This window comes from Amycolatopsis sp. VS8301801F10 (genome assembly GCF_046195355.1).
In the GTDB taxonomy this organism is placed as follows: domain Bacteria; phylum Actinomycetota; class Actinomycetes; order Mycobacteriales; family Pseudonocardiaceae; genus Amycolatopsis.
This window is the reverse complement of the sequence record NZ_CP176065.1, coordinates 2,397,293-2,412,922: the sequence shown is the minus strand read 5'-3', so window position 1 is coordinate 2,412,922 and position 15,630 is coordinate 2,397,293. Positions and strand designations below refer to the sequence as shown.

Genomic DNA, 15,630 nt, shown 5'->3' with positions numbered 1-15,630 from the left:
CACACAAAGAGCATCTCCGGACGACGGGACCATTCGTGCTGGCCGCGCCGGGGATCGGGGACGCGGGAATCACAACGAGCGTTCTTCGGGCGGCCGCGCGACCGGAGCGTTCCAGTGTCGCCAGAGCGTGAGCACGCGGATCGCGACCACGACCACCGCGGAGACGGTCGTGACCGCGCCGGCCGGGAGGTTCAGCGCGTGCCCCGCCCAGACGCAGACCGCGCCGGTCAGCGCGGCCATCGCGTAGATCTCCTTGCGCAGCACGAGCGGGATCTCCCGCAGCAGCAGGTCGCGGAGCGCGCCGCCGCCGATGCCGCTCGTCATGCCGATCAGGGACGCGGCGTACCCGGTCACGCCCGCGTTGAGCGCCAGCGTCGTCCCGGCCGTGGCGAACACGCCGAGCCCGACCGCGTCCGCGAGCAGCACCGCGTGCCGCAGCCGGGCGACCTGCGGATGGAAGGCGAACACGACCAGCGCCGTCACCGCGCAGACGGCCAGGTACGGCCAGGTGCGCAGGGAGGTCGGCGGATGGATGCCGAGGAGCACGTCGCGGATGATGCCGCCGCCGAGCGCCGTGGTCAGGCCGACCACGACTACCCCGAACACGTCCAGCCGCGCCCGGACCGCGGCCAGCGCCCCGGACGCCGCGAACGCCACCAGCCCGAGGAACTCGAGCGCGGTCAGCAGCATCGGCTGGTACTACTGGTCGAGGAGCCCGCCGCGGTAGGCCAGGAGCGCGGCCTGCACCCGGTTGGCCGCGCCGATCTTGGACAGCACCGCCGAGACGTAGCCCTTGACCGTCGCCTCGGACAGGTGCAGCCGCCCGCCGATCTCGGCGTTCGACAGACCCTGCCCGATCAGCGCGACGACCTCGCGTTCGCGCTCGGACAGCGAGGCCAGCAGCTTGCGCGCCGGCTGCGCGGCCCGCTGCTCGTCGCGGTGGCTCTGCACCATGCGCACGGCCACGCCCGGGTCGAGGACGGCACCGCCCTTGGCCAGGTCGCGCACGGCCCGCAGCAGCGCCGCCGGGTCGATGTCCTTCAGCAGGAACCCGTTGGCGCCGAGCCGCAGCGCGAGGCTGACGTACTCGTCGATGTCGAAGGTGGTGAGCATGGCGACGGTGGGCGGATCGGGCAGCGCGAGAATGGCCCGAAGCGCGCGAATGCCGTCGTCAGGGGCGCGCATCTTGATGTCGAGCAGCGCGACGTCGGGGTGATAGCGACGGGCGACCTCGACCGCCGATCTGCCGTCGCTTGCCTCGCCCACGATCTCGATGTCCGACGCCCCGGACATCATGGCGCGCAGCCCCGACCGAACTAGTTCCTCGTCGTCGGCGAACATGAGCTTGATCAACGAAGCCCTCCGGCAGACCGTGGGTTGGAGGCGGCTCCCCGCACCCGTTACGGAAGATTACCTACTGTTGTTCACGGTTTCGAAACCAGACACGACCAGGTGACGTGACTGGTCCACCGGAGCGGCCGGGAACAGCCGTCGACCCAGTTGCTGGTCACCCACTTGAGTGACTTCTTCGGGTGGGCGCCGCCGAGTTGCGTAACCGATCCAGAAGGAGCGGATGTTCATCGGGCGCACACCCTTCGGCTGGTTCGTCGCGGTCCGGAAGGGCGGTTGCCGCCGGGCCGGACGGACTGGCGCTGACGCTCTCCGGCTCGGCTGGATACGTCACCGCGGGCAGGACGCCGTCTGGCCGTGCCGGGAAAAGCGTTTGGCGTCAATCCATCCGGCCCGCTATTCCTGGGCCGGACAAGGAAGGCCGATGACGGACGAACGCAAGACTTTCGAGATCAGGGTGGGCGTCTACGCGACCGAGGAGCGGGCGCGGGAACTGATCGAGCAGATCAAACTGTTGCTGTGTCCCGAACCCGAGCACCGTTCGCCGTGCCCGGTTCCGTGGGCGATCGGCCTGCTGTCCGAGGACGAGTTCCCGGCCGACCTCAGCTATGCGGAACTCAGAGAGCAGTACTTGATCGAACGGGGCCTCGGCCTGCGTGGGACGGACTCGACGTCCAGCACCCGGGTCAGGCGTCAGTCTGGGCAATAGGCCGCCCATCCGCGCTAACCCAGGCCTGTCGCGGAAGCGGCTGGCTCGGCATCCGGAAAGCGCGTCCGAGTAGACGATCTTCATCAGCGCCTCCGGACTGGCCCCGACGTAGAGATTGAGTGCCGGTTGTGCGTCTTCGGCGGTGAGGCACCCTGCCATGACGAAGAACAGCTGGAACTGAAGGCCCGCCGCACTCGGATCCGGCGTCGAGACGGTGAGGGTCAGTCCGTTTCGTGCGCCGACTCCGCCTGGACCGCGGGGGCAGCGGTCCGAATTCGGTCGCCTGCCGTGCGCCGTTTCAGGGCACGACCGGGCGCGGCGAACCGGAGATCGCCCATCGGCGGCTGGGCGTACGGAATTCCGTCATCCCCGCCCGCCAGCGGGCCGCCACGGCCCCCTCGACCGTCCGGACCGCTGGCTGCGTCTTGTCGTTCATCCTCAGCTCCCGCGGGCGTCAAGTCAAGTGTATTATGTCAACTGTATTGGAATCAGCGAAAGGGCTGGCGTGCCGAAGAAGGTCGACCACCGCGAGCGGCGAGAAGCGATCGCGCGCGCGTTGTGGCGGGTGGTGTCGGAGCAAGGCTGGAACCACGCGACCATGCGTGAGGTGGCCCGCGAGGCGGAGGCGTCTCTCGGTCAGGTGCAGCACTACTTCTCGACCCGGACCGCGATGCTCACCTTCGCGATGGAGTTCGCCGCGGAGCAGACCTCGAAAAGGGTTGCCGAGGGCCTGGCAGACGTCGCGCACCCGAAAGAGGTGCTGCGCGTGACGCTCACCGAGATGCTGCCGCTGCATCCCGACGCGCGCGCCACCAGCCGGATGAGCGCCGCGTACGTCCTCGAAGCACTGCACGACTCCGAGCTGCACGCGAAGCTGCGCGACGACCTACGCGAAAAACGAGCACTGGTAGAACACCTGATCCGGCAGGCCATCGCCGACGGACACATCGCCGCGGACCGCGACCCGGCCGTCGAGACGAATCTCGTCCTCGCGCTGACCGGGTTGACGCCGCTGCTCGAACTGGACGTGATCGAGTCCCGTGCCGCGCTCGTCGCTATTGACCAGCACCTGGATCGGCTTTTCGGTTAACCCGCCGCTGTCAAGCAGTGCTGCACGAGCGGCCCGAACCGGCCGACCAGCTCGTCGACCGGCGCGGACGCGATCGGCTCGATCCGCACGACATACCTCGCCACGGCGAGGCCCAAGAGCTGCACGTTGACCATGCCCGCCCGGAACGCGGCATCCGGGGTGTCGAGCAGATTGGCCAATCGCCCGGTGATTTCGCGGTCGATGTACTCGCGGAGCAGAGCGTCGGCCTGGTCGTCGGCCCGGGTGAGCATTGCGAGCGGGGTTCGGCCTGAGGCGTCCAGGTTCTCCAGGAGCGTTCGGACGATGCGCTCGCCGAGGCCGTCGAGCCCGCCGGCGAAGACCTCGTCGAGGGCGGGCGGCACCTGCGCGGACATCTCGATCGCCGCGGCGAAGAGGCCCTGCTTGTTGCCGAAAAAGTAGAACACCATCGCGGAGTCGACGCCCGCCTCGCTCGCGACCGCGCGCACGGTGGTACCGCCGTAGCCGCGCTCGCGGAACAGCGCGCGTGCCGCGTCCAGGATCCGCTGTTTGCTCTCCGCCCCGGTTCGCCAGCGTCCGGGACGGGCGGGGGAACTGTGCTCTGCCATGTCGCCGGTGAGTCTAACCGAGCTTTCTTCATCGTTGGTGGAGTTTCGCACCGACTCGCGCTAGCCTGAACTTCATCAGCGATGAAGAAATGGGGGCGCGATGAAAGTCATCATGATCGGCGCAGGTCTGGGCGGGTTGACCCTCGCGCAAGGACTGCGCCGGGCAGGGATCGAAGTCGCCGTGTACGAACGAGACGGCGCGCTGGGGCGGGCGCAAGGAGTCAGCCTGCATGTCGACGACCGAGGCGTTGCCGCGTTGCAGGAGTGCCTGCCTTCGGCGCACGTCGCGATGATCGACGCCACGATGGGCCGGCTCCGCGATAAGACGCTCAAACTCTCCGAAGTGGACGGTGCGCTCACCGTCGTGGACGCTCAACCCACCGACGGCGCAGCAGGTCGAGCGAGACCTGGACGGCAGACACATCGCCCGTTGCTGCGGTCGATTTTGTTGACTGGCCTGGAGGATGCGGTCCGCTTCGAGGCGGAGTTCACGCGCTTCGAGCAACTACCCGACGGCACAGTTCAGGCGTGGTTTGCCGATGGCAGCAACGATACGGCTGACATCTTGGTCGGCGCGGATGGGATCGGTTCGGCGGTCCGTCGGCAATACCTGCCACAAGCGCAGGTGCTCGATTCGGGACGGCGCATGCTGATGGGCGCGACGCCGTTGCGGGCAGCGGCCGGATTGCCCGAGCTGATCGGCGACAATCCCACCGTCGTGCGGATCCAGGACACGACGATGGTGCTGGGCGCACTGCGATTCACTTCACCGCCGACCCTTGCGCGGCAACGGTTTCTGCCCGTGCTCCCGCTTATCGCGGTGGCGACGATCGAGGATTACCTGATGTGGGCTTTGTCTGGCCCCGTCGAGGATCTTCCGCCCGCCTTGCAACGGATTGTCGACGAGGCGTGGCCGGAAATGACGTCCGCTCTGCGCGTTGGGATGATCGCGCCGATACCGCCATGGTCCCCCACCGCGGTAACCGTCCTAGGCGATGCCATCCACCTCGCCCCCGGCTTCGGCGGCAACCTCGCTATGCAGGATGCCCACCGGCTCTGCTCGGCACTGATCGAGGCGAACCGCGGGCAGCTCTCCCTGCTCGACGCGATCGGCTCGTACGAAGACAACATGCGCGCCTCCGCACCCGTTCCGGCAAAGGCGGGCAGATGAGACTCGCGTTGCTGACCGAGAAGTCGTTGTCCCTGTTCGCCGCGGTGGGCGGATGGCGAACCGTCGCCGAAGGGGTCGCGTCGCGGGTGGTGTTCCTGATCGCCTACCTGGTGTCCGGCAAGGTGGTCACCGCGGAGCTGATCGCGGTCGGTGCCGTCGTGGTGTTCGCCGGGATCCGCGCGTTCACCGACCGAAAGTACTGGCAGGCAGCGATCGGCCTGGTGATCACGGGACTGTCCGCGTTGCTGGCCGGGAGCACCGGTCAGGCGGTCGACTACTACCTGCCTTCGGTGCTCATGCAGGTGATCGGAGGCGCGGTGTTCCTGCTGTCGATCCTGGTGCGGTTGCCGGTGATTGGAGTGGTGCTGGGAATGGCGCGAGGGGAACGATTCAGCTGGCGACGGGACCCCTTGCAGCGGCGGCGTTATCAGCTGTGCACGGGGATTTTCTCGGCGAAGTTCATTATGGTCACGGCGGTTTTGGTGCCGCTGTATTCACACGGGATGGTGACTCCGCTGGCGATCGCGACACTGCTGAGCGGAGCACCGGCGGCGGGGGTGTGCGGGTATCTGTGCTGGCGGTTTTTACGGGCACCGGGCGCGTTGGTTCGCTAAGCAGCTGCTGCAGCGATGCGGTTACAGCTTGCTCAGCTTGTGGTCAGCCGGCACCGTCTTGACTCCGTAGGGAGTGCCGAAATCAGCCGTTACAGCTGTTTTCGTAGTCGCGACCACTTTGCCCATGCCGAACGCGGTACTCACTACCCGGTCGCCGACCGAATACGGATTCGGGGGCGGTGCGGGAGCCGCTGCGACCGGGCGTCGGATCGGAACGATCTGGTCGAGGAACCGGGAGGGATTTCTGGGGTAACCCTTTTCATTGGCCAGGGCGTGCGAAAGTTCCAGCCGCTCTCTGGCCCGGGTAACGGCGACGTAGAACAGGCGGCGTTCTTCGTCGATCTCCTCCGACGAAGTCGCATAAGCGATCGGGAGGTAGCCTTCAGCGAGGCCAGGGAGCAGGACGGCATCCCACTCCAAACCCTTCGCCTTGTGCATAGTGGCCAGTGTGACCCCGCCGCGGCGGGGTGCGTGCTCCGCGGCCGCCCGTCGTTCCAGTTCGCGCAGGAGGATGCCGACGGTTTCCCTCGCGTCGTCCGGTACCCGTTCGACAAGCCGCAGCAGCGCCCCCAGCGACTCCCATCGATCACGCGCGGCGCCCTGTCCGGCGGGCGGAACTGCGGGGTCGAAGCCGAGATTCTCGAGAACCGCTCGCAGCCCGTCCAGACCGGCCACGGCCGGCGACCGATCGGCGAGATCGCCCAATGCTGTCATTGCCTGGCGGATTTCCTGCCGTTCGAAGAACTTCTCGTCGTCGAAAACCTCGGTAATGACGCCCGCGTCCTGCAACGCGGCTCGATAGAACAAGATCTGCGACCTAGTCCGGACCAGGATGGCGATCTCGGACGCGGCCACGCCTTCGGCGACAAGTTCGTTGACCCGTTCGGCCAACGCCGCGGCTTCGGTTGCTTCGGTGTCGAAGGTCCGGCGAATCGGTTCGGGCCCGTCGGGTCGCTGTCCCTTGAGCACCACGCCCACCGACGCTGGCCCCATGATCCGGTTGGCGTAGGCGACGATCTGAGGTGTCGACCGGTAGTCCCGGTCCAGCGAGATGCTGACCGCGCCGGGGAAACGATCGGTGAACCCGACGAGCAACGACGGGTCTGCCCCTTTGAACGAGAAGATGGTCTGATGGGGATCGCCCACGACGGTGACGTTGTGGCCAGGCCCCAACCAGGCGGACAGCAGACGCTCCTGTGCGGGGTCAGTGTCCTGGTATTCGTCGACTACGAAACACCGGTACCTCTCTCGGAACTGGGCTGCCACCTCGTCGTCACGTTCGAGCAGGAGCGCGCACTGTTCGATGAGGTCGCCGAAATCCAACACCGCGTGAGACCGCTTCGCCTGCTCGTACCGCTTGAACGCGGCAGCCAGCACCGAAGCAGGCAGATTTCGCTTTCGCCCGCTCTCGTTTGCCGCCCGCGCATACTGGTCGGGCGTGAGCCGGCTCCGCCTCGCCCAGTCGATCTCCTCCCCGAAGTCACGGACATCCGTGGTCGCGACGGACCGCACCTCAGCTTCCAACGCCTTGCGGAGAAATGCTCCCTGGCCACCCCGGACCTCGCGAATCATCCGCAGCTCATCGCCGGGAAGGCCGGTCCTCGCCCAAAAATGCCGCAACTGGCCCATCGCCGCACTGTGGAACGTCCGAGCCTGTACGGACACTCCCAACGACCGGATGCGGTCCCGCAGTTCGCCCGCCGCCTGATTGGAATGGGTCACCGCAAGGATCTCGGAGGACTTGATCTGCCCGGTCCCGGCCAGATAAGCGATCCGGCGAGTAATGGTCCGGGTCTTGCCGGTGCCGGCCCCGGCGAGGATGCGCACCGGACCCGGGGGTGCCAGCACGGCCGCACGTTGCTCGGGATCGAGCCCGTCGAGCACCTGCTCCCGCCGCGCACGATCGCCAGCCATCCGAACCCTCCCCGGTTCCGGCCCGTGAACTTACTCGAATCAGGACCCTACGACCTGACCGGGCGGCTGCGGATCATGCCCACCGCCATCATCGGTGCGAGCAAAAACAGGGATCGCGCATGGGCTCGATGGCAGCTGAACTCTGGCCACTCCGGTGACCTGGGAAGATGTGCCCCCGGCAGGATTCGAACCTGCGACACCGGCTTTAGGAGAGCCGTGCTCTATCCCCTGAGCTACGAGGGCAGTCGCGTGCTGCAGGCTACATCCTAGCGGGGGCCGCGGATGGCGACGTCAGGTACGCCAGTGCCAGGGCTGTCGCTTCCTCCGACCAGCTCTTCCACGAGCGGTCGTCGGGCCAGAATCGGCAGGTCGCGGCGCGGTGGACGCAGGCGCCGATGATCGTTCTGGCGGCCATCTTCACGTTGTCGGCATCGGGCGGAGAAGGAGCCACCGCGGCCAGCAGGGCGTCTTGGATCGCGGACAGGGCGGCCAGTCCTCGGTCTCGGCCGTCGGAGCGTTGGGCGTCCAGGAGTTCCGGGAAGATTCGGTCGTGGTCGGCGAAGGTCTGCGCTAGGGCTTCCACGAACGCAGTAAAGGCGGAGCGGAGGTCTGGCGACGCGGCGCGGAGGGCGGCGAGGACGTTCGTTTCCAGCTGGGTCAGCAGCCGGTCCTTGACGGCGTGCAGCAGCTGTTCCTTGCCGTCGAAGCGGCGGTAGATCGTGCCGACCGACATTCCAGCCTGCGAAGCCACCTCGGCGACCGTGAAGGATTCCAGGCCCTGTTCGGCCAGGACGTGTTCGGCTGCGGTCAGGACTTTCTGCAGCGAAGCGCGGCTGCGCGCTTGTTGCGGCGGGCGGAAGCCCTCGCTGGTCTGGCTCACCTGCGGCACGTTACCCGTGGCGCTCGGCAGATGCGAATGATAATTTCTATTCGCATCTAGAGGAGGGGCCCCATGGTCAGCATCGAGGTGCGCGACGCCTGCGTCGACTTTCCGATCTTCGACGCCAAGACCCGGTCGTTGAAGAAGCGCGTGCTCGGGAAGGTCGGCGGGCGGATCGCAAGTGGCGCGAGGGTGCCGGTGGTCGAGGCGTTGCGGGACGTGTCCTTCCGGCTCGAGGAGGGCGCTCGGGTTGGGTTGGTGGGGCATAACGGGGCCGGGAAGTCCACGTTGTTGCGGGTGCTGTCCGGGATTTACGAGCCGACGCGGGGTATCCGGCGGGTCGAGGGGCGGGTCGCGCCGGTGTTCGATCTTGGGGTCGGGCTGGACCCGGAGGTGTCGGGGCGGGAGAACATCCTGGTACAGGGGCTGTTTCTCGGGATGAGCCGGCGGCAGATGGCCAAGCGGGTCGACGACATCGCGGAGTTCACCGAGCTTGGCGACTATCTGCAGCTGCCGTTGCGCACCTACTCGGCCGGGATGCGGGTGCGGCTCGCGCTCGGGGTGGTGACCACGATCGACCCCGAGATTCTGCTGCTCGACGAAGGGCTTGGCGCGGTCGACGCGGCGTTTCTCGCCAAGGCGCGCGAGCGGCTCAAAGATTTGGTGCGGCGGTCGGGGATTCTGGTGTTCGCTAATCACTCCGACGAACTGCTCGCGGAGTTTTGCGACACCGCGTTGTGGATGGACGAAGGGCGGGTTCGGCAGCACGGGGCGTTGTCCGAAATCCTTACTGCCTACAAGCCTGCTGCTTAGAGCGGGAGCAGAGACCCGGTGCTCGACCTCGTGTGGCGGCAACGTCTTTCCTCGATCGGCCGGCGGCTGCACGCTATTTCGCCGGGTCGGCGACCAGTACTGCGGTCTTCGCCGCCGCGGTGCTGGTCACTCGAAGCAATGCCGGTGCGCGGTCGCGAACTCGCGGAGGCTCCGCGGTCGCTGGCCGGTGATGTCCTCGACCGTGGACGTCACCGTTTCCGCGCCGCCGTCCAGGTATGCGTTGCACACCTCTACCAGCGCTTTGGCGTGGAACGAGGACATTCCGGCTTCGGCCAGCGCGGAAAGTGCTTGCTCGTTCGACATTCCGCGGTATGCGATCGGACGGCCGAGCACTTCGGACAGCACTGCCGCGGCTTCGTCGTACGTCAGCGCTTCAGGGCCGGTGAGTGCGTACGCCTTGCCTGCGTGCCCGTCTTCGGTCAGCGCGCGAAACGCTACGCGGGCAATGTCTTCGGCGTCCACGAACGCGATCGGGCCTCGGATCAGCGGGCTGGCGAAGAAATTTCCGGACCGGATGGTTCCGGCCCAATTGCTCGAGAAGGCTTGGAGGTAGAAGTTCGCCCGAAGGAAAGTCCACGACAGCGGCGAAGTTTCCAGCATTCGCTCGACCGGACGGTGCAGCCGGGCGATCGGCGTCAATTCCTCGTCCGCCCGCCACAGCGATTGTTTCACCACGTGCGAGACCCCGGCCGACACGGCTGCTTCGACCACATTGGACTCGTTGCCGGTCTGCCCGGGGCTCATCGCACCCAGCAGGAACACCTTCGACACTCCGGCCAGCGCCGGTTGCACGGTCGCCGGATCGGACATTTCGACGGTGACCGCGTCGAGGCCGGCGGCGGCGGCTTTTCTTGCCTTCTCCGGGGAATGGTAGGCGGCCCGAAAGGGTACGCCAGCCGCGCGCAACTGGTTGACCAGCGCCGATCCCACGTTGCCGCTCGCACCCGTCACCAGGATCATGCGCTCCGCCTTCGCGCGTCGATGCCACCAGACGAGCGAGTGTAGTGGATCAGCGGATTTTCGAAGCCGGTTACGCGCCCGCCGCTTGAGCCCGGCGCTGCGCGAGTTCCTGAACCGCCGACGGCAGGGTGGTTTCGAAGTCGATCAGCTTCGCCCAGGTCGGCGTGACGACGATGCGGACCATGCCGTCGACGTACAGCGAGCGGATTTCGGCCTCCCATTCGACGCGCTGCTCGGGCGTCATCTCGTAGGAACCGTTCATTTCGAGGTACTCGTCCGGGATTCCGTCGACGTAGTCGAGTTCGACCCGGCCGCGCAGGAGCAGGATCTTCGGCGGGTGCGATTCGGTGTCGATGGTCAGCGCGACCATCGGGTTCGCCCGCAGCGCCGGCAGTTTCGGCGCGTTCTTGGTGGTGCACAGAACGATCTCGGTGCCGTTCCAGGTGAACGCGATCGGGACGCTGCGCGGCGTGCCGTCCTTCGCGACGTAAGCGAGCCGGGCAATGTCGCGGGCGAGCAGCTCGCGGCTGTACGGGCGGTTCAGGACCTCGGCGACTTCCTGCGCTTCCATGGCTGTCTCCTTCTCGGCTAGATGCTGCGGGGACGGAGCCGGGACGGCGTTCTCGACATCACCCAAATAGTGGCGTGGGTCACACATAGCAGGAGCGCGAGGTTAACCCTGTGTGAGCCTCCTTCTCAGCGTGTACACAGCGAGTGTGCAGAACAGTGGGCAATCATGACGCCCCGGCACCGGAAGGCCCGATGACCGTCCCTCACGACAGACGTGCTGCGGCGGCCCGAGGCGTCGCGGCTCGGCGACGGCGGATCACCGGCCGGGTCGCGTTGGCTCTCGCGGCCGCGTTGACGCTCTCGCTGACTGGTTACGGCTGGGCCGCCTACACCGGCGTCGTGTCCGGGCTGCAGGTGTCCGACGTGCTCGACGGGCAGTCGACGTCCAGCGGCGGCGACACCAACATCCTCGTCATGGGCCTCGATTCGCGGCTCGACGAGAACGGCAATCCGCTGCCGAAGGACATCTACAACTCGCTGCACGCGGGCGACCAGCAGGACGGCGGGTACAACGCCAACGTGCTGATGCTGCTGCACGTCCCGGGCGACGGCAGCAAGGCGACGTCGATTTCAATTCCGCGCGACGATTACGTCCCGCTGGCGGGCTGTCCGGACAACGTGTGCAAGGGCAAGATCAATCAGGCCTACGGGCTGGCGTTCGACGAAAAGGCCAAACAGCTCGTCGCCCAGAATGTCACCGACAAATCGCAGCGGGAGCAGCAGGCGCGGGACGTCGGCCGCCGGGCGGAAATCGACACCGTGCGGAAATTCCTCGGCGACGTCCCTATCGACCATTTCGTGGAGGTCACCCTGGTGGCGTTCTTCGAGATCGCCCAGGTCGTCCAGCCGATCACGGTGTGCCTCAACGAGGACACTCAGGACAGCTACTCGGGCGCGAACTTCCATGCCGGCCAGCAGGAGATCAGCGCCGAACAGGCCGTGGAATTCGTCCGGCAGCGCCGCGACAACGTGCATCCCGCGCTCAATTTCACCGATCTCGACCGCGAACGCAGGCAGCAGGCGTTCATTGCTTCGCTGGCCTATCAGCTCAAACAGGGCGGCACGTTCACGGATCCAGCGAAACTCCAAGGGATCATGGACGTCGCGAAGCAGAACACCGCGGTCGACAAATCGCTGGACCTGCTCGCGCTCGCGCACCAGGCGTCCAGCCTGACCGGCGGGAACGTCAGTTTCGTGACCCTCCCGGTCGACCATTTCGGCAAGAGCCCGTCCGGCGAGGACGTCAACTTCGTCAATACCGGGCAAATCCAGTCCCTGGTCGCGCAGCTGCTCAGCGGCGCCCCGGTGCCGACCCCGGCCGCCTATGTGACCCCGATGACCTCCGGCAGCGTTCCCGCTCCCCCGCCCGCGTTGAACGGAGGCGGAATCCCTTGTGTGAAATAACTTCGGCGAAGAAGACACCGCGTGCCTCAATGTCCTATCAGGACGATTAGGGCATAATCGGCCCGGCGCGTTCTTTCCCCGCGCCGGAAATCGGCGGACGGCAGGTGCGCGAGTGGCTACGGCACGGAACAGACGAAACCGGGTCCCGGTCGCGATCGTCGGCTGGCTCTCCCGGCCGCTGGCGTCGTTCCACCTCGTGCTCGCGCTGTGCGGCCTGCTGACGCTGCTCGGCGTCATCATGGTGCTGTCGGCGTCTTCGGCGCAGCCGGGCGGCGTGTACAGCACGTTCCAGAAGCACGTCGTCTTCGTCCTCATCGGGCTGGTCGCGCTGTGGGCCGGGCTGCGGATTCCGTTGCGGCGGATCAGGTCTCTCTCGCCGATGCTGATGCTCGCCACGCTGGGACTGCTCGCGCTGGTGCTCACCCCGCTCGGCGCGAAGGTGAACGGCGCGCAGCGGTGGTTCGCGCTCGGTCCGCTGACGCTGCAACCGGTCGAGGTCGCGAAGGTCGCGCTGACCTTGTGGGGCGCGCACATTCTCGTGGTCAAGGCCCGGCTGCTGCACCACTGGCGGCACCTGCTGGTACCGCTGGTGCCGGTCGCGCTGCTGATGTTCGCCCTGGTGATGGCACAGCCGAACCTCAGCGGGACGATTTCGCTCGGCATCGTGCTGCTGGCGCTGCTGTGGTTCTCCGGCGCGCCGGGACGGCTTTTCGGCGCGCTGCTGGCCGGCGGCGTGGCCGGATTCGTGGTGCTCGCGCTGGTCGCGGACTACCGGCTCGCGCGCGTGCTCTCGTTCCTCTCCCCCGACGCGGACACCTCCGGCGCCGGCTACCAAGCGGTGCAGGCGCAGTACGCGCTCGCCGAGGGCGGGTTGTTCGGGGTCGGGCTCGGGCAGGGCGCGTCGAAGTGGAAGTACCTGCCGAACGTGCAGAACGACTTCATCTTCGCGCTGATCGGCGAGGAACTCGGCTTCCTCGGCTGCGCGGTCGTGCTGCTGCTGTTCGCCGGGCTCGCGCTGGTCGGCCTCCGGATCGCGACGCGCAACCTCGATCCGTGGATCCGCATCGTCTCCGCGACGATCACCGTGCTGCTGGTGGCGCAGGCGGCGGTCAACATCGGGTACGTGGTGAACGCGCTGCCGGTCACCGGGGTGACGCTGCCGCTGGTGTCGTACGGCGGGACGTCGCTGATCGTGACGATGTTCCTGTTCGGCGTGCTCGCCAGCTGCGCCCGGCACGAACCCGCGGCGGTAGCGGACCTGAATCATCTCGGCCCGGGCAAGATCGGGCGGATTCTGCGGTTGCCGGTGCCGGAGCCGTATCGGCCGGTGCGGACGCCGGGCAGGCCGGCTCGCCCGCGGCGGCCGGAGCCGGTGCCCAAGCGTCGGCGGGCACCGCAACTGGCCGCTGGCCAACGGGCGAAGCGCTAGCGTTTCGGCCAATGCCACGGCGGTTGGTCCAGCCGACCCTGCCCAGCCACCACCGTCGCGCCGAAGTCCTTTTCCAGCTCCAGTACCGAGGCGTCCTCGAGAAACCGCACCAGCAGCTGGGAATGCGAAACCACCAGCAGTTGCGTCGTCTTCGCCGCGGCGGTGATCAACGCGGCCAGCGCTGGCAGCAGGTCCGGGTGCAGGCTGGTTTCCGGTTCGTTCAGCACCAGCAGCTCCGGCGGGCGCGGGCTGAGCAGCGCCGCAGCCCAGAGCAGGTACCGCAGGGTGCCGTCGGAAAGTTCGGCGGCGCTCAGCGGGCGCAGCAGTCCGTGCTGGTGGAAGCGGAGGTCAAAGCGGCCGTCGGTGGTGACTATTTCGACGGACGAGCCGGGGAAGGCGTCGTCGATCGCGGTGGCCAGTGCGTCGGCGTCGGCGGATTCCTGGATGGTGCGCAGGGCGGCGGCCAGGTCGCCGCCGTCGTGGTCCAAGGCCCAGGTGCGGGTGCCGATCCGGCTTTGCCGGGCGGGTGCGCCGGCGTCGGTGCGGAAGTGGTCGTAGAACCGCCACGCGCGGACTCTGTCGCGCACGATCAGCAGTTCCGGGCACAGGCGCGGGTCGGCGAATTCGCTCAGCATGCTGTCGGTCAGGGCGATCGAATGGCCGCTCTCGACCCAGGACCCGGACTCGTCGCGGATGCGCACCCGCGTGCCGGACCGGTCGGCCAGCAGCGCGGACGGGCGCAGCACCGGTCCGTGCCAGACGCATTCCCGTTTGTATTCCGGGTCCAGGTTGAACGCCGTCTCGGCCGGGACCGGGAGGCCGAAGTCCAGGGCGTAGCCGAATTCGTCGCCGGAGTAACCGAGCCGCAGGCCCACCGGCTTGGTTCGCTGCAGCGGCTGCACCGGCGTCCGGCCCTCGCGGACGGCTCGGCCGATCTTCTCCGGACCGGCCCACAGCGTCGACGGCAGGCCGCCTTCCCCGGCGAGGGCGGCGACCGCGCCGTTGCGTCCGGCGTCGGCGAGCAGCCGCAGCGCGCGGTACAGGCTGGACTTGCCAGTGCCGTTCGCGCCGACGATCACCGTGAGCTGCGACAGCGGCAGCACCAGGTCGCGCAGCGAGCGGTAGTTCTGGATGGCCAGGGTGGTCAGCACGCCGACACCTCCGCGGGCAGGCCGAAGCGGGGGAACAACTCGGGGTCGAGGAACCAGGTGACGGTGCGGATTCGGTCGCCCCACGGCGCCAGGACGAGGATTCCGGCGGGACGGGCCACGGTTCCGCCGGGATCGGTGAGGTAGCAGGCGAAGGCCGGATGGGTGTTGGCGCGCGTCGGGAGCAGGCGGAACCGCCGGGTGCCGCGCCATTCGCTGAACCTGGTGAGGAACGCGGTGACGGCTTCGCGGCCGACGTACTCGTGCGGCGCGGGCGGCATGGCGAGCCAGCCGTCGTCGGTCAGAAGCGCGACTACGCCTTCGACGTCCCCCGCGCTGAACGCGTCCGCGAAGCGTTGGGCGATTTCCCGCTCGCGCGGTGCGGGCGGGGCCGGTTCGACGGTCTGCCGCAGCTGAGCCCGGGCGCGTTGCAGGGCGCCTTTGACCGCGGTGGAGCTGGTGTCCAGCAGGTCCGCGACCTCGGCAGTGGAGTAGTCGAGCACGTCCCGGAGCAGGAGGACGGCGGTTTGGCGCGGCGGGAGTTTCTGCAGGGCCGCGACGAACGCCAGCTCGAAGGTTTCCTTGGCGCCGTAGTGCTCGGCGGGGTCGTCCGGCGCGGGCTGCAGCCAGGTCGCCTCGGTGCGGCGGGTGGGCTCGGTCGGGGTGAACGGCGGCGACGGTTCGGCCGGGACGCGCCGGCCGGCGTCGCGGAGTGCGTTGAGGCAGCGGTTGGTGGCGATGCGGTACAGCCAGGAGCGCACCGAGGCTCGGCCGGCGTAGCCGTCCAGCCCGCGCCAGGCGGCGAGGAGCGTCTCTTGCAGCAGGTCCTCGGCGTCGGTGAGCGAGCCGAGGAGGCGGTAACAGTGCACCTGCAGCTCGCGCCGATAGGGCTCGACCAGCTCGCGGAAGGCGTGCGCGTCGCCGGCGCGTGCGCGGTCGAGGAGGTCTTGGCCCACCCGTCGCATCCTGC

Annotated in this window: 17 protein-coding genes and 1 tRNA gene; 7 read left to right on the top strand and 11 right to left on the bottom strand. The window is 67.8% G+C overall.

What is annotated here, in order from left to right; all coding sequences use genetic code 11:
- Positions 1-69: 69 nt before the first annotated feature.
- Together F9C11_RS11730 and F9C11_RS11725 are read right to left on the bottom strand one after the other, a co-directional pair.
- Positions 70-690 carry a trimeric intracellular cation channel family protein gene (locus F9C11_RS11730; RefSeq protein WP_409184887.1) on the bottom strand — a complete coding sequence of 207 codons (621 nt, stop codon included), beginning with the start codon at positions 688-690 and terminating at the stop codon, positions 70-72.
- 9 nt (positions 691-699) lie between these two features.
- A complete protein-coding gene (locus F9C11_RS11725) occupies positions 700-1,353 on the bottom strand; it encodes a response regulator transcription factor (RefSeq protein ID WP_009083595.1) in 654 nt (217 codons plus the stop codon).
- 421 nt (positions 1,354-1,774) lie between these two features.
- On the opposite strand from F9C11_RS11725, the gene F9C11_RS11720 reads away from it, so the two are divergent.
- The gene (locus tag F9C11_RS11720; protein WP_409184886.1) at positions 1,775-2,059 is read left to right on the top strand and encodes a hypothetical protein; all 285 of its coding nucleotides are present in this window, start codon (positions 1,775-1,777) and stop codon (positions 2,057-2,059) included.
- 298 nt (positions 2,060-2,357) lie between these two features.
- On the opposite strand, the gene F9C11_RS11715 is transcribed toward F9C11_RS11720, so the two are convergent.
- The gene (locus F9C11_RS11715) at positions 2,358-2,495 is read right to left on the bottom strand and encodes a hypothetical protein (RefSeq protein WP_409184885.1); all 138 of its coding nucleotides are present in this window, start codon (positions 2,493-2,495) and stop codon (positions 2,358-2,360) included.
- Between the two features lie 69 nt (positions 2,496-2,564).
- Here F9C11_RS11715 and F9C11_RS11710 point away from each other — a divergent pair, with 69 nt between their 5' ends.
- Positions 2,565-3,149 (top strand): TetR/AcrR family transcriptional regulator, encoded by a 585-nt coding sequence (locus F9C11_RS11710; protein ID WP_409184884.1) that lies wholly within the window; start codon positions 2,565-2,567, stop codon positions 3,147-3,149.
- On the opposite strand, the gene F9C11_RS11705 is transcribed toward F9C11_RS11710, so the two are convergent.
- Positions 3,146-3,736 (bottom strand): TetR family transcriptional regulator, encoded by a 591-nt coding sequence (locus F9C11_RS11705; protein WP_409184883.1) that lies wholly within the window; start codon positions 3,734-3,736, stop codon positions 3,146-3,148. The two genes, F9C11_RS11710 and F9C11_RS11705, sit on opposite strands and share 4 nt — an antisense overlap.
- A 100-nt stretch (positions 3,737-3,836) precedes the next feature.
- Here F9C11_RS11705 and F9C11_RS11700 point away from each other — a divergent pair, with 100 nt between their 5' ends.
- Both F9C11_RS11700 and F9C11_RS11695 read left to right on the top strand, forming a co-directional pair.
- The gene (locus F9C11_RS11700; protein ID WP_409184882.1) at positions 3,837-4,907 is read left to right on the top strand and encodes an FAD-dependent oxidoreductase; all 1,071 of its coding nucleotides are present in this window, start codon (positions 3,837-3,839) and stop codon (positions 4,905-4,907) included.
- The gene (locus tag F9C11_RS11695; RefSeq protein WP_409184881.1) at positions 4,904-5,521 is read left to right on the top strand and encodes a DUF3159 domain-containing protein; all 618 of its coding nucleotides are present in this window, start codon (positions 4,904-4,906) and stop codon (positions 5,519-5,521) included. Before F9C11_RS11700 ends, F9C11_RS11695 begins: the two co-directional genes overlap by 4 nt.
- 21 nt (positions 5,522-5,542) lie before the next feature.
- On the opposite strand, the gene F9C11_RS11690 is transcribed toward F9C11_RS11695, so the two are convergent.
- The 3 genes from F9C11_RS11690 to F9C11_RS11680 form a co-directional block, all read right to left on the bottom strand.
- A complete protein-coding gene (locus F9C11_RS11690) occupies positions 5,543-7,435 on the bottom strand; it encodes an ATP-dependent helicase (RefSeq protein ID WP_409184880.1) in 1,893 nt (630 codons plus the stop codon).
- Between the two features lie 170 nt (positions 7,436-7,605).
- A tRNA-Arg gene (locus F9C11_RS11685) sits at positions 7,606-7,678 on the bottom strand.
- A gap of 16 nt (positions 7,679-7,694) precedes the next feature.
- Positions 7,695-8,315 (bottom strand): TetR/AcrR family transcriptional regulator, encoded by a 621-nt coding sequence (locus F9C11_RS11680; RefSeq protein ID WP_409184879.1) that lies wholly within the window; start codon positions 8,313-8,315, stop codon positions 7,695-7,697.
- Positions 8,316-8,387: 72 nt separating this feature from the next.
- On the opposite strand from F9C11_RS11680, the gene F9C11_RS11675 reads away from it, so the two are divergent.
- Positions 8,388-9,128: an ABC transporter ATP-binding protein gene (locus F9C11_RS11675; RefSeq protein WP_409184878.1), complete on the top strand. Its 741-nt coding sequence runs from the start codon at positions 8,388-8,390 to the stop codon at positions 9,126-9,128.
- Positions 9,129-9,254: 126 nt separating this feature from the next.
- Here the strand turns inward: F9C11_RS11675 and F9C11_RS11670 are convergent, their stop codons facing one another.
- Together F9C11_RS11670 and F9C11_RS11665 are read right to left on the bottom strand one after the other, a co-directional pair.
- On the bottom strand, positions 9,255-10,109 hold the full coding sequence (locus F9C11_RS11670; RefSeq protein WP_409184877.1) for an SDR family oxidoreductase: 855 nt from the start codon (positions 10,107-10,109) through the stop codon (positions 9,255-9,257).
- 70 nt (positions 10,110-10,179) lie between these two features.
- Entirely contained in the window at positions 10,180-10,680 is a 501-nt protein-coding gene (locus F9C11_RS11665; protein WP_409184876.1) for a pyridoxamine 5'-phosphate oxidase family protein, read from the bottom strand.
- A 191-nt stretch (positions 10,681-10,871) separates the two neighbouring features.
- Here F9C11_RS11665 and F9C11_RS11660 point away from each other — a divergent pair, with 191 nt between their 5' ends.
- The gene (locus F9C11_RS11660; protein ID WP_409184875.1) at positions 10,872-12,083 is read left to right on the top strand and encodes an LCP family protein; all 1,212 of its coding nucleotides are present in this window, start codon (positions 10,872-10,874) and stop codon (positions 12,081-12,083) included.
- 112 nt (positions 12,084-12,195) lie between these two features.
- Positions 12,196-13,512 (top strand): putative lipid II flippase FtsW, encoded by a 1,317-nt coding sequence (gene ftsW / locus F9C11_RS11655; protein ID WP_409184874.1) that lies wholly within the window; start codon positions 12,196-12,198, stop codon positions 13,510-13,512.
- On the opposite strand, the gene F9C11_RS11650 is transcribed toward ftsW, so the two are convergent.
- Both F9C11_RS11650 and F9C11_RS11645 read right to left on the bottom strand, forming a co-directional pair.
- Positions 13,509-14,663, bottom strand: coding sequence for an AAA family ATPase (locus F9C11_RS11650; protein WP_409184873.1), 1,155 nt, complete (start codon positions 14,661-14,663; stop codon positions 13,509-13,511). The genes ftsW and F9C11_RS11650 overlap by 4 nt on opposite strands.
- Positions 14,657-15,616, bottom strand: a complete 960-nt coding sequence (locus tag F9C11_RS11645; RefSeq protein WP_409184872.1) for a sigma-70 family RNA polymerase sigma factor — start codon at positions 15,614-15,616, stop codon at positions 14,657-14,659. The genes F9C11_RS11650 and F9C11_RS11645 overlap by 7 nt, the downstream gene beginning before the upstream one ends.
- Positions 15,617-15,630 lie beyond the last annotated feature (14 nt).

Bases quoted from the DNA above. Each gene is read 5' to 3' on its own strand.
- F9C11_RS11700 (WP_409184882.1), top strand. From the start codon at position 3,837: ATGAAAGTCATCATGATCGGCGCAGGTCTGGGCGGGTTGACCCTCGCG.
- F9C11_RS11695 (WP_409184881.1), top strand. From the start codon at position 4,904: ATGAGACTCGCGTTGCTGACCGAGAAGTCGTTGTCCCTGTTCGCCGCG.
- F9C11_RS11690 (WP_409184880.1), bottom strand. From the start codon at position 7,435: ATGGCTGGCGATCGTGCGCGGCGGGAGCAGGTGCTCGACGGGCTCGAT.
- F9C11_RS11665 (WP_409184876.1), bottom strand. From the start codon at position 10,680: ATGGAAGCGCAGGAAGTCGCCGAGGTCCTGAACCGCCCGTACAGCCGC.
- F9C11_RS11705 (WP_409184883.1), bottom strand. From the start codon at position 3,736: ATGGCAGAGCACAGTTCCCCCGCCCGTCCCGGACGCTGGCGAACCGGG.
- F9C11_RS11715 (WP_409184885.1), bottom strand. From the start codon at position 2,495: ATGAACGACAAGACGCAGCCAGCGGTCCGGACGGTCGAGGGGGCCGTG.
- F9C11_RS11670 (WP_409184877.1), bottom strand. From the start codon at position 10,109: ATGATCCTGGTGACGGGTGCGAGCGGCAACGTGGGATCGGCGCTGGTC.
- F9C11_RS11660 (WP_409184875.1), top strand. From the start codon at position 10,872: ATGACCGTCCCTCACGACAGACGTGCTGCGGCGGCCCGAGGCGTCGCG.
- F9C11_RS11675 (WP_409184878.1), top strand. From the start codon at position 8,388: ATGGTCAGCATCGAGGTGCGCGACGCCTGCGTCGACTTTCCGATCTTC.
- F9C11_RS11730 (WP_409184887.1), bottom strand. From the start codon at position 690: ATGCTGCTGACCGCGCTCGAGTTCCTCGGGCTGGTGGCGTTCGCGGCG.
- F9C11_RS11720 (WP_409184886.1), top strand. From the start codon at position 1,775: ATGACGGACGAACGCAAGACTTTCGAGATCAGGGTGGGCGTCTACGCG.